Source organism: Chloroflexota bacterium, from assembly GCA_014360805.1.
Taxonomy (GTDB): domain Bacteria; phylum Chloroflexota; class Anaerolineae; order DTLA01; family DTLA01; genus DTLA01.
This window is the reverse complement of record JACIWU010000020.1, coordinates 1-12405: the sequence shown is the minus strand read 5'-3', so window position 1 is coordinate 12405 and position 12405 is coordinate 1. Positions and strand designations below refer to the sequence as shown.

Below are 12405 nucleotides of genomic sequence, written 5' to 3'. Positions count from 1 at the left end.
GAGAGCATCATGGCAACGAAACTGAACCTTAAAGAACTGTCCAAGCGCGAAGATCGGCTGGCCCCAGGACACCGCCTGTGCGCGGGGTGCGGCGCGGGCATCGTCGTGCGCCAGATTCTGGCCGCCATTGACGAGCCTGTGGTCCTGGCCAACGCCACCGGCTGCCTGGAGGTCTCCACCACCATCTTCCCCTACACTTCCTGGCGCGTGCCCTGGATTCACAACGCCTTTGAGAACGCCGCCTCTACCATGAGCGGCGTGGAGACGGCCTATCGCGCGCTGGTCAAGCGAGGCAAGATCCCCGAGCAGAACGTGAAGTTCATCGCTTTCGGCGGCGACGGCGGCACCTACGACATCGGCATCCAGGCGCTGTCGGGCGCGTTGGAGCGCGGGCACAAGATGATGTACGTCTGCTACAACAACGAGGCGTACATGAACACCGGCATCCAGCGTTCCAGCGCCACGCCCATGGGCGCCAACACGACGACATCGCCCGCGGGCAAGGTCATCCCGGGCAAGATGCAGCCCCGCAAGGACCTGACGGCCATCTGCGCGGCGCACAACATCCCCTACGTGGCCCAGGCGTCGCCCCACAACTGGCGCGACCTGATGGAGAAGGCCCGCAAGGGCGTGGCCGCCGACGGCCCGGCGTTCCTCAACGTCCTGTCCTCGTGCAACCGCGGCTGGCGGCACGATACGGACACCACCGTGGAGGTCATGAAATTGGCGACCGAGACGTGTGTCTGGCCGCTGTACGAGGTGGAAAACGGCGTCTGGCGCCTGACCTACAAGCCCAAGGTCAAGAAGCCGGTTACCGAATGGCTCCAGGCCCAGGGCCGATTCCGCCACCTGTTCCGCCCGGAGAACCAATACATGATTGAGCGCATCCAGCAGGATGTGGACGAAAGATGGGAGCGCCTGCTGAAACTCTGCGGCGAGGCCTAGCCGACGCCGCGCAACCCCTGACCGAAAAGCCTGCGCACCTCGGGTGTGCAGGCTTTTTCTTGTGCTTGACAGGAGCACCCCAGGGCCTTATAGTGGGCCATGCAGGCGATAGGCAATTCGGGGCAGGCTAGGATGGCGTTCGTATTCGTGTTTGCGGCTTCGTTCCTGGTGTCGCTGGTACTGACGCCGCTTGCGGGACGGCTTGGCCTGCGCCTGGCCATCGCCGACGAGCCGGGCGGTCGGCGCCGCCATACGGGCCGCGTGTCTCGCCTGGGGGGCGTGGCGCTGTTCGCGGCCTTCATGGCGGGACTCGCCGTGATGCAACTTCTGCCCGCGCCCATCCGGCCCGCCACCAACGACCCCAACGAGGCCACGCGGCTGCTCGGCGTCGCCCTCGGGTGCGTGTTCGTGTTCGCGGCCGGGATTTGGGACGACGCCCGCGAACTCCCCTCGTGGCCGCAGTTCGCCGTGCAGGTCATCGCGGCGGGCATCGCCATGCTGTTCCTCATCTTCATTGAGGTCATCAACAACCCGCTGACCAACCGACAAATCTGGTTCCCCTGGTACGTAACAATTCCCGTTACGCTGTTCTGGATCATGGGCGCGATGAACACGGTCAACTTCCTGGACGGCCTGGACGGCCTGGCGGCGGGGGTAACGGCCATTGCCGCGTTGCTCCTCACCGTGCACATGGTGCGCGAAGGCCAGCACAGCGTGGCGCTGCTGCCGCTGGCGCTGCTGGGGAGCACGCTGGGCTTTCTGCCGTACAACTTCCATCCGGCGCGGGTGTTCATGGGCAGCGGAGGGTCGTACTTCCTGGGGTTCGCGCTGGGCACGCTGTCCATCGTGGCGGGGGGCAAGGTGGCGACGCTCCTGCTGGTGCTGGGGATTCCCATCATGGACGTGGCCTGGCAGATGGTGGCGCGCATCCGCAGGGGCCAACCCATCGGCCAGGGCGACCGCGGGCATCTGCACTTCCGCCTGGCCGATATGGGGTGGTCGCAGCGACGCATCGTGCTGGCGTACTACGCCTTCTGCGCGCTGTTCGGCGGCCTGGCGCTACTCATCTCCACGCGGCTGTACAAACTCATCGCGCTGCTCGTGCTGGCAGGGCTGGCGACGGCGGTGTTCGTGTGGGCATCAAGGCGGGGCGGGCCGGCGGGCGTGGGCCGGATGGAGGGGCAAGCGGACGCCGATGAGCGCGAAGGATGACCCCAACGCCCACCGTCGCCGATCCGTTCGGTTGGCTCGCTGGGATTACAGCAGCGCGGGAGCGTATTTCGTAACGATTTGCGTGCGGCAGGGCGAGTCGGTTTTCGGCCAGGTTGTGGGCGAAGAGATGCATCGGAACGCCTGGGGCGACATCCTTGCGGAATATTGGCAAGACTTGCCGCGACATTTCCCGACCGTGCGGTTGGGCGCGTTTATAGTGATGCCCAACCACGTGCATTTCATCGTGTGGTTGAATCCTCCGGCCGAACCCGTAGGGGCGCAATTCAATTGCGCCCCTACGGGGATGGCGGACGCCGGCGTCCTTGTTCCTTTGCGGGGTCGCGAATCGCCTATCGGCAGATCATTCGTGGTGGACAAACAACGTCCCACATTGGGGCAGGTGGTGCGCGCGTTCAATGCGGGGACCGCGCGATTGATCCGCCTGGCCGGGGGTGAAGGGTTTGTGTGGCAGCGCAACTACTATGAACACATCATTCGCGATGAGGCAGACTTGAATCGCATCACCCAGTACATCCTTGACAACCCCACGAAGTGGGCGTTGGACGAACAGAACCCCGACAACCGGCGGCGTTAGGTGCACAATCCGCAGGGGGCGCGATTCGGCGGCGCGCAATCCGGCGGGGTGCAATTCAATTGCGCCCCTACGGCCGCGGCAGGGCGCACACATACAGCGCATCGCCCGCGACGAAATACAGGCGGGCGTTCGCCTCGTCCACGCGCAGGTCGGCGATGCGCGCGAACAAATCCCCCTCCCGAAGGCGGAACTGGCGCACGAACTTGCCGTCCTTGGCGAACTGCACCACGCGCTGGCCGCCGGGGTCGGCCACGTACACGTGCCTGGCCTCATCGTCCACGTCGGTGTAAAGGGCCACCGGCTGCTGGAGTGGCTGGGTCAGGCCCTCCAGGGAGAAGGTCTGCCTGTCGCCCTGCCTGAACTTCTCCAATCGGCCAGTGCCGTAGAGCACGTAGATGGCCCCGTCAATGGCCATGTCCACCGCGCCGCGCAGGTCGCGAGGCTGCGACAGCGCGAACCAATCATCGGGTGGGCTTTCGTAGCCACCTGCCGTGGGTGTATAGCGGAGGATTTGATTGGCGCCCGCGTCCAGGATGTAGAGGTTGCCGCTGTAGGCCGCCATCGCGGCGGGCTGCTGCCAGCGGGCCACGTCTGCCAGCGCGAGCAGGCTTAGCCCCCGCCGCATGTTGTACTCCAGAAGGCGACGGTCGTCGGTCAGGACGAGTAGGGCGCTGAAGGTGCGATTGCCGGCTGCGGCGGCCCACGCCATGCGCCACAGTCCCCCGACGGTGTAGGCCCCGACCGTCGCGCCCCGACTCACGACCGCAGGCGCGCCCTGTTCCGCCTGGAGTCGGACGCCCGTCTCGTCCAGCACCTTGCGGATCACGCGGCCGTTCTTGCCGTCCAGGAGATACAGGTCGGTGCCCGCGATGACCAGCCGTTGCCAGGTCGCCTGCTCGGCGGTAGGCGCCTGGTACAGCAGGACAGGCGCGTCCAGGCGGATCGTCCCCTCCACCTGATCCAGCGTCGCCTGCACCTGCGCGGCCAGTTGCGCCGCGCGCGTGTCCCGCCCGCCTAACGGTCGCGCCTGCTCCAGCAGCGCCAGCGACTCGGTCAGCAGCGCCTGCTTGTCTTGGACGGTCGGCGCGCTCTGGGCCAGGCCGGCCTTGCTCTCGGCCAGGCGCACCAGTTCGTCGTACCGCTGGAGCCGCTGCCGCGACTGGAGGAGTTGCATCACCAGGACAAGTGCGACGATGATCGGGATGGCGATGGCGAGGAGCAGCCAAAGTCGCCGCACCGCGGGCCTGGCGCGTGGGACGTGCGCGGGACGCGGGCCGGCGACGGGGCGTGGCCTTCGGCGGAAAAGCGCCGCCAGCCAGCCCGCGACAACCGCGCCCCCCAGCGCCACATCCGAGAAAAACGCGCCGATGCCCCTGCGCAGCGCGCGGGCCAGGCCCAAGAGGGAGATGCCGCGTCGCGAGGGGCGCCTTGCCGCCACAGGTCGGCCTGTGGGCACCGGTTGCGGCGCTTCTTCGGGCGCGGGGGCCACAGGCTCCGGATAGACCTCGGCCTCGGCGGGTGGGAGCGGCGCCAGGGCCTCCGCGGCGGCTTCCCAATCGGTGACGAGCGCCTCTTCCTCCACCGCGGACGGCGCGGCCTCGCCCACTTCCGCCTCCACGGGCGCTTCCTCCACGACCGGGGGCGGTGCGGCTTCCGCAGCGGGAGCAGGCGGCGCGGGCGCGGCGGGACGCTCGCCTTTGGCGTGGATCAGGATCACCATGCAGGCCACCTCGGCGTCGCCGCACAGGCGCACCATGTTGTAGAGCGCGTCGTCAATGGACTGGAACAGGACCGCATGCTCCACGTCCTTCGTCGCCACCGCATGCGCTAGAGAGGTGGTCCCAAGCACCAGGGCGTCCCCGGGCTGCACCGAGGCGTGGAAGAGGTTCGCGTGGACGGTGGGGTGGACGCCGAGGGGCGCAGGGTACAGCCGTTCGGGAGGACCGGGGAGCGGCCTCTCCAGCCACGGCGAGGATTCGGGGAAGCGGCGCAGCGCCCCCTTCTGCCCCAGGTAAACGACGGCTGGCCCCGCCTGCCCGATGTACACGTCCTGGCCCATGTGGAACACGCAGGTAACGCCCCCGATGAGGCGCTCTTCGGGGAGAAGCGCGGCGTTGGCGTGCGCCAGGAGCGCGTTGGCTTCCTGGATGGCTTCCTGAAGGCGCGCGGTGATGCTCCCAGGGTGGCGGAAATAGGCGTCGCTGATGGCCTGGAGGAGTTCCTCGTACATCTCCTCCTCGCCCAGGGACCGGCCGACCAGTTCCACGGCGATGGCCAGTTGGCCCGCCTCGCGGCTTTGAGGATCCAGCGGCCCGCGCGTTACCAGTAGGTTCGGGGCTTCGTCCTGGACGGCGCCGTCCACGATGCTGAACAGGCCCACAGTTGAGGTGAGGTCCACGGCCATATTTCCGCCTCCTCCATCATCGCGAGTGATGCGAGGCAATCCCGCGCCTGCGCGGAGATGGCTTCGCCCCCACGACGGTGGGCGCCAACAAACTTCGGACCCGAATCCGCATCCGCATCCGCGGAAACCCGTTCCTGTTTCGCCCTACGATACCTGGTGCAATCCCTGTGCCCCGCTCGCGCACCGCGACTCAATCCTGTTGCGAGGCTGCCTGATTCAGGATTTCGCTCCCCTTCTGCAGCAGTCGGTCAAAACGCTCCTTGGGCTCGCCCCTCTGCTCCAGGTAGCGGGCGAGAATCTCCACCGGCGTCAGTTGCTCCAGCGCGCCGACGCCCAGGCGGGTCCGAACCTGGCGCTCCCGCTCAATGTTCACGGCGGCCACGTAGAACGCATCGGCCAGCGCCTCATTCAGGGCCTTCTGGTCCAGGCGTAGGGCCTGATCCTCGCGCGCGCGGATGAAGACGCGGACGATGGCGTCTCGGGTTCTGGCCCGCGCGATGGCGTTCAGCGCCTCTTGGGTGGGGTCGTCGCCCTGGATGTCCACGCTCACGGTTACCATGCGGCGCGCGGGTACGGCGTGAAACTCAAAGCGGGCGCGGCCCTTCTCCACCTCGGCCACGACGAATCCCTTGTCCTCTTTCTCCTCGCCGAAGTCCACGCGTTCCAGGCTCCCCGCGTACACGACCGGCGGGTACTCGCGCAGCACCTGATGCTTGTGGATGTGGCCCAGCGCGACGTAGTCAAACACCGGGTCTGCGATGTCGCCCGCGGGCAGGATCAAATCCTGGCCCAGCATGATGTTGCGCTCCGAGCCGAACGAAGCGCCCTGGATGCTGGCATGGGCCGCCAGAATCGCGGGAACGTCCGGGGACAGGGCCTGCTTCTCCTGGTTCAGGAACGTGAGGATGGCCCCGATGAGCATCTCGTCCGCTTCCCTGACCGACTTTCCCCGCGTGGCATCTTTGGTGAGGTAGCGGCTGCGCAGGACCCAGGGGAGCGTAACGACCTGCACGGGGCCGGCCTTCGTGTCTATGCGGAGCGTCTCAATGGTGCGGCCCACGTACACATTGTCAGCGCTGAACGTGGTGAACACATCCAACGTGCTGGCGCGGCCTTCGGCGGGGGCCAGGTCGTGGTTGCCCACCACCAGGACCACCGGAATGCCCGCCCGCGCCAGTTTCAGGATGCGGGTGTTGAACTCGCGCTGGTAGGTGGGGTTGGGGTCGCGGGTCTTGTAGGCGTCGCCCGCGAAGACGACCAGGTGGACGTCGCCGGCCAGCGCGTAGTCCACCATCGCGTCCAGCGCGGCCAGGAAATCCACCACACGGCTGGGCAGGCCCGTCGTCGCGTCCATGCGGCCGTAGGCTTCGGTCCCCAGGTGAAAGTCCGCAAAATGCACAAGGCGTATCATCTCACTCCCACTCTATGGTTGCCGGCGGCTTGCTGGAAATGTCGTACACGACGCGGTTGACGCCGGGGACTTCGTTCACGATGCGGTTGGAAATCCGCGCCAGGACCGTGTAGGGCAGGCGCGCCCAGTCGGCCGTCATGCCGTCCACGCTGGACACGGCGCGCACGGCCACGGTGTTGAGGTAGGTGCGGCCGTCGCCCATGACGCCCACGGAGCGCACGGGCGTTAGGACGGCGAAGTACTGCCAGACCTCGCGGGCCAGCCCTGCCGACTCAATCTCCTCGCGCACGATGGCATCGGCCTTGCGCAGGGTCGCCAGCCGCTCGGCGGTTACCTCGCCGATGATGCGCACGGCCAGCCCCGGCCCCGGGAACGGCTGGCGATGCACGATCTCCGGCGGCAACCCCAGCGCCAGCCCCACCTCGCGCACCTCGTCCTTGAACAGGTACTTGAGCGGCTCCACGAGTTCAAATCGCAGGTCGGCAGGAAGCCCGCCCACGTTGTGATGGGTCTTGATGCGGGCGGCGGCTTTGGTGTCTCGCGTCGTGCTCTCAATAACATCCGGGTACAGCGTGCCCTGGAGCAGGAACCGCGCGTGCCCGATCTTGGCCGCCTCGTCCTCAAACACGCGGATGAACGTCTCGCCGATGATGCGGCGCTTCGCTTCGGGGTCCGCCACGCCCGACAGCGCCGCGAGGAACCGCGCCGAGGCGTCCACGGCGATGATGTTCAGCCCCACCTGCTGGCGCAACTGGCGCAGGATGGCCTCGGCCTCGCCTTCGCGCAGCAGGCCGTGATCCACGAAAATGCACGTCAGGCGGTCGCCGACGGCCCGCTGGACCAGCGTGGCCGCCACCGTGGAGTCCACGCCCCCCGACAGCGCCCCGATGACGCGCTCGTCGCCCACCTGCCGGCGGATGGATTCCACCGCAGACGCGATGAACGATTCCGGCGTCCACGTGCCCAGGCACCCGCATACGCCGTACAAGAAGTTGCGGATGATGTCCTTGCCCAGCGGCGTGTGGACGACCTCCGGGTGGAATTGCACGCCGTAGATGCGGCGCTCTGCATGGCCCATGGCGGCGATGGGCGAGTTGTCGGTGGACGCCAGCGCCTGGAATCCGGGCGGGAGTTCGGTGATGGCGTCGCCGTGACTCATCCAAACCTGAAGGGAGAAAGGCAGCCCTTCCCACAGGGGCGACTCCAGGTCGTTGATGTACAGTTCGGCGGGGCCGTACTCGCGGCGGGCCGACGGGGCGACCTTGCCGCCCAGGGCGTGCGCCAGCAGTTGCATGCCGTAGCAGATGCCCAGCACCGGCAGGCCGCTGCGGAGCACGTAGGGCGGGAGTTGCGGCGCGCCTGGGTCGTACACGCTGGCCGGCCCGCCGGACAGGATAAACCCCACGGGCCGCAGGGCCATGACCTCATCCTCGGGCGCGTCGTGGGGCACGAGCACGGAGTACACATGCTGTTCGCGCACGCGGCGCACGATGAGTTGCGCGTACTGCGACCCGAAGTCCAGCACGACGATGGTTTCGCCGCTTCTCCCCTCTCCGGCATGGAGAGAGGCCGAGGATGCGGTTGGGTTCCCGCTGCTCACTGTCCCACCCCGTTGGCGAAGGTGATCTTACCGTTTTCCATGCTGGTGATGGTAACGAGCGCGTAGATGGGGACGCCGTAGCGCTCCAGCACAGCGCGCCCGCCCTCAAAGGTCTTCTCAATCACCGCGCCGATGCCCACCAGTTCCGCGCCCGCGTCCCGCACGATTTGGACGAGCGCATCTATGGTCTTGCCCGTGGCCAGGAAGTCGTCCACTATGAGGACGCGGTCGCCGGGGCCGAGGAATTCGGGCGACACCATCAGCGCCACCTCGTGCCCCTTGGTGTGCGACGGCGCCGTGCGCACGTAGATTTGCTCGGGCATGGTGATGGGCTTGGTCTTGCGGGCGTAGACGATGGGGACGCCCAGGGCCAGGGCGGTCATCAGGGCGGGGGCGATGCCCGAAATCTCGGCGGTGAGGACTTTGGTAACGCCTTGGTCGACGAAACGCCGGGCCAGCGCCTGCCCCGCCTGGTACATCAGCGCGGCGTCCACTTGGTGGTTGACGAAACTGTCCACCTTCAGGATGCCGCGGCCCATGTTGCGACCTTCCGCCAGGATACGCGCTTTGAGGGATTCCATGGAGAACACCTCCCCGGAGTTTGGCCTATTGTAGCAGAATGCGGCGCGGCGCGCAAGGCGCGGGGCATCGGGTCGTGTACACATTTCGGTGGAAATCGGCCCCTTGCTCCGGCGGCCGCGGAAAGCCGCCTACGTGTCTGTAACCGCGAATGACGCCAATTCACGCGAATGGGCAACGGGGTGTAGCACTATTCTCCATTCGTGTGGATTCGTGTTATTCGTGGATGCCAACAGCCCGCGCGGGTTCAGCGGCGGGCGCAACATGGCCTGCCAATTGCCGCCGTGCTATAATGGGGCAGCGAACATCCGACAGCGGCCTTGCGCCGCAAGGGAGACATGCCATGACCCGAACGAAGATCGTGTGCACGCTGGGGCCGGCCACCGATGCGCCCGAGACGCTGCGCGGGATTCTGGCGGCAGGCGCGCGCGTCCTGCGCCTGAACTACTCGCACGGGACGCAGGCCCAGCAGGCGGCCCGCGCCGAGATGGCCCGCAGCATCGCCCGCGAACTCGGCATTCCCATCGGCATCCTTGCCGACCTGCAAGGGCCCAAGATGCGCATCGGCGACCTGGCGGGGGGAAGCGTCGTCCTGCGCGAAGGGACGACCCTCACGTTGACCGCGCGCCCTGTGCCGGGGAGCGAGCGGGAGATCCCCTTCGCCGAACCCGACGTTCTGGCCGACATCCGACCGGGCGCGCGCATCCTGCTGGACGACGGCCTGCTGGAACTGCGGGCGGTGGGGACGGACGGCGCCGACGTGGTGGCCGAGGTGGTCGTGGGCGGGGAACTGTCCTCGCGCAAGGGGGTTACGCTGCCCGACACCGAGGTGCGCATGGCGTCCATGACGGACAAGGACAGAGGGGATGCCCGCGCGGCCGTGGCTGCGGGCGCCGACTTCATCGCGCTGTCGTTTGTGCGGTCGCCCGAGCACGTGGCAGACCTGCGCCGACTCCTGCGGAGCCTGGGCGCCGAGGATACGCCCATCATCGCCAAGATTGAGAAGCGCGAGGCGCTGGAACGCTTCCCGGAAATCCTGGAGGCCGCCGACGGCATCATGGTGGCGCGCGGCGACCTGGGAGTAGAGATCCCGCCCGAGGACGTGCCCATCCATCAGAAAGCCATCGTGAGGCAGTGCAACACGGTGGGCAAGCCGGTGATCATTGCCACGCAGATGCTCCAGTCCATGATAGACAACCCGCGTCCCACCCGCGCCGAGGCCAGCGACGTGGCCAACGCCATCCTGGACGGGGCCGACGCGATCATGCTGTCGGGCGAGACGGCGGTGGGGCGCTATCCGGTGGAGAGCGTGGCGATGATGGGCAAGATCGCGCGGGCCACCGAGGCGCATTTCCCCTACGGGGCGCGCTTGCGGGAAGCCGCCGACGCCCGCGCCGCGAGCATCACCGACGCCATCAGCCAGGCGACGTGCGAAATCGCCCAGGAGTTGGGCGCGACGGCGATTCTGGCGTCCACGCGCTCGGGCCACACGGCGCGCATGGTGGCCAAGTACCGTCCGGCGACGCCCATCCTCGCGCCGACGCCTGACCCCAAGGTGGCGGCGCGCCTGTCGCTGGTCTGGGGCGTGGAGCCGCTCCTGGTGCCGCAGTTTGACACCACCGACGAGATGATCGCCAAGGCGGTGGACGCGGCCAGGGGCCAGGGGCTGGTACGCGCGGGCGATGTGGTGATCATCACCGCCGGCGTGCCCATCGGCGGCCCAGGGCGCACCAACATGCTGAAGGTGCACGTGGTGGAGCAGGCGGGATAGCCGCGGGGTATCGGCTACTGGGTATCCTCCGCGCCCGCCGGTGCCTCGCCGGCCGGGACGGGGATGGGCGGCGCGATCTGGGACGTGCCGCAGTAGGGGCAGATGTTCCATTTCAGGTGCAGCAGCCGCCCGCAGTGGACGCAGGGCTTGCGCAGCTTGGTGTGGCAGTTGGGGCAGACCATGTAGTCGGGCTGGATGGGTTGCTTGCAGCCCGGGCACGCCTGCTTCTCCTCAATGTCCTGCAAGAGCGCCTCTTCTTCCAGCGCCCGCTCGTAGGCTTCGGCCAGGGTCTCCTTGGGGCGCAGGATGAGGTAAATGACGAGGCCCGGCACGTTGAACAGCAGGACGATGAGCGCAGCCAGGATGTGCGCGAAAACGTCCCGCGAACGCGAGCGGATGTCGCGATATGTCCACACGACCAGGCTCAGGGTGAATGCCACGAAAAAGCCGCTGATCACGGCGACGAGAATCTGCACGATGGTGATGAGGTTTGTCATCAGATTGGACATGTCAGGGATTCTTCCTCCTGCCGGAACGCTTCACGGGGCGCATTATAGCATCCTTTGGCGAAGTTGTCATTTTCGGGGCGGCGGCCGCGGTTCCATCGTGCAGTGCGCCGGCTACGCGCTTGTAGGCCACTCGCACCCGACGAAGTACGCTTCCGCCGCATCATGCCGCTGGGCGATTCGGCTCTGTCTTGTGTTGGCAACCAGGGTGCGACGCGCTTTCGGGGCCGGCGTGGGGGCCTCCAAACCCTTGATTCGCGGGCGAGGGGTGTGGTATAATGATTGTGGCTGGCATACGGCAGGTGGCCTGCCGGGGAGGTTTGCGCGATGACAAGGGACGACATTTTGCGCGCACTGGCACGATTTCGGGACACGAGACGGGATGAATATGGCATCGTGCGCATTGGTGTCTTCGGCTCGGTCGCCAGAGGCGAATTCACCGAGACCAGCGACGTGGACGTGGTGGTGGAACTTGCCCATCCGGACTTGCTCCTCCTCGTGGGCATCAAGCAGGAACTGGAGGAACTGCTGCACCGCCCCGTGGACGTGGTACGGCATCGGGAGCGGATGAACCCGCACCTCAAGGAGCGGATTCAGAAGGAAGCTGTATATGTATGACGTAGCGGTGGTCGGGGATGTCCTCCGCGAGATACTGGCTGCCATACGAACGGTGGCCAAGCGATTTGCGCCGGTACGCTCGGTTGACGATTTTGTGCAGTCCGAGGCAGGATTGGAGAAACTGGACGCCATCTGCATGCAGTTGATCGCCATCGGGGAGAGCATCAAGCGCCTTGACAAGATCACCGGAGGCACGCTGCTGCCTCGGTACCCGCAAGTGGAGTGGAAGCGCGTCATGGGCATGCGGGACGTGCTAACGCATCACTACTTTGACCTGGATGCCGAGGTGGTGTACTCCGTCTGTGCGCACCACATCGGTACGTTGGAGCAGACGGTCGCCCAGATGCTTGCGGACTTGGACAACCCCTAGGGCGGCCAACCCCGGTGGGAGTTGCTGTTTGACGTTACCTTCTGGCCCGTGTACGCCTACTGGAACACCTACCACTTCGGCTCGCACCTGTTTTCTAACCGCGGAGAGCGCCGAGGACGCGGAGATTTCAAGGCAAATCTCCGTGGTCTCTGCGCGCTCCGCGGTGAATCCGAGTTCGTAGGGCGGCTTTCCATAGCCGCCGGAGGCAGAGGGCAGGTATGGAACCTGCCCTACGGCCTCGCGCCTGCCATAGAGTTCGTAGGGTGGCTTTCCATAGCCGCCGAAGGCAGAGGGCAGGTATGGAAACCCGCCCTACGGCCTGCGCTCTCCGCGGTGACTGCGAGTTCGGAGGGCGTATTTCCAAAGCCGCCGCAGACAGTGGGCAGGTAAGGAA

The 12405-nt window shown here is 66.7% G+C and carries 11 protein-coding genes; 6 read left to right on the top strand and 5 right to left on the bottom strand.

The features are described from left to right. Nucleotides 1-9: 9 nt before the first annotated feature. The 3 genes from H5T65_05155 to H5T65_05145 all read left to right on the top strand — a co-directional run bounded on the left by H5T65_05155 (nucleotide 10) and on the right by H5T65_05145 (nucleotide 2752). Complete coding sequence (locus tag H5T65_05155; protein ID MBC7258613.1) at nucleotides 10-945, top strand: pyruvate ferredoxin oxidoreductase; 936 nt, start codon at nucleotides 10-12, stop codon at nucleotides 943-945. Between the two features lie 132 nt (nucleotides 946-1077). Then, nucleotides 1078-2157, top strand: coding sequence for an undecaprenyl/decaprenyl-phosphate alpha-N-acetylglucosaminyl 1-phosphate transferase (locus H5T65_05150; GenBank protein MBC7258612.1), 1080 nt, complete (start codon nucleotides 1078-1080; stop codon nucleotides 2155-2157). Then, the gene (locus H5T65_05145) at nucleotides 2141-2752 is read left to right on the top strand and encodes a transposase (protein MBC7258611.1); all 612 of its coding nucleotides are present in this window, start codon (nucleotides 2141-2143) and stop codon (nucleotides 2750-2752) included. Before H5T65_05150 ends, H5T65_05145 begins: the two co-directional genes overlap by 17 nt. Before the next feature lie 67 nt (nucleotides 2753-2819). Here the strand turns inward: H5T65_05145 and H5T65_05140 are convergent, their stop codons facing one another. From H5T65_05140 to xpt, 4 genes are all read right to left on the bottom strand, one after another. Next, on the bottom strand, nucleotides 2820-5156 hold the full coding sequence (locus H5T65_05140; GenBank protein ID MBC7258610.1) for a hypothetical protein: 2337 nt from the start codon (nucleotides 5154-5156) through the stop codon (nucleotides 2820-2822). A gap of 190 nt (nucleotides 5157-5346) precedes the next feature. Further along, nucleotides 5347-6567: an exonuclease SbcCD subunit D gene (locus tag H5T65_05135; GenBank protein MBC7258609.1), complete on the bottom strand. Its 1221-nt coding sequence runs from the start codon at nucleotides 6565-6567 to the stop codon at nucleotides 5347-5349. Nucleotide 6568: 1 nt separating this feature from the next. Next, nucleotides 6569-8167, bottom strand: coding sequence for a glutamine-hydrolyzing GMP synthase (gene guaA, locus H5T65_05130; protein MBC7258608.1), 1599 nt, complete (start codon nucleotides 8165-8167; stop codon nucleotides 6569-6571). Further along, on the bottom strand, nucleotides 8164-8748 hold the full coding sequence (gene xpt / locus H5T65_05125) for a xanthine phosphoribosyltransferase (protein MBC7258607.1): 585 nt from the start codon (nucleotides 8746-8748) through the stop codon (nucleotides 8164-8166). The genes guaA and xpt overlap by 4 nt, the downstream gene beginning before the upstream one ends. A gap of 341 nt (nucleotides 8749-9089) precedes the next feature. Here xpt and pyk point away from each other — a divergent pair, with 341 nt between their 5' ends. Then, complete coding sequence (gene pyk / locus H5T65_05120; protein MBC7258606.1) at nucleotides 9090-10517, top strand: pyruvate kinase; 1428 nt, start codon at nucleotides 9090-9092, stop codon at nucleotides 10515-10517. A 14-nt stretch (nucleotides 10518-10531) separates the two neighbouring features. Here the strand turns inward: pyk and H5T65_05115 are convergent, their stop codons facing one another. Continuing rightward, on the bottom strand, nucleotides 10532-11026 hold the full coding sequence (locus tag H5T65_05115) for a zinc ribbon domain-containing protein (GenBank protein MBC7258605.1): 495 nt from the start codon (nucleotides 11024-11026) through the stop codon (nucleotides 10532-10534). 324 nt (nucleotides 11027-11350) lie between these two features. Here H5T65_05115 and H5T65_05110 point away from each other — a divergent pair, with 324 nt between their 5' ends. Then, nucleotides 11351-11641, top strand: a complete 291-nt coding sequence (locus tag H5T65_05110) for a nucleotidyltransferase family protein (protein ID MBC7258604.1) — start codon at nucleotides 11351-11353, stop codon at nucleotides 11639-11641. Then, nucleotides 11634-12011, top strand: a complete 378-nt coding sequence (locus H5T65_05105) for a DUF86 domain-containing protein (protein MBC7258603.1) — start codon at nucleotides 11634-11636, stop codon at nucleotides 12009-12011. The genes H5T65_05110 and H5T65_05105 overlap by 8 nt, the downstream gene beginning before the upstream one ends. Nucleotides 12012-12405 lie beyond the last annotated feature (394 nt).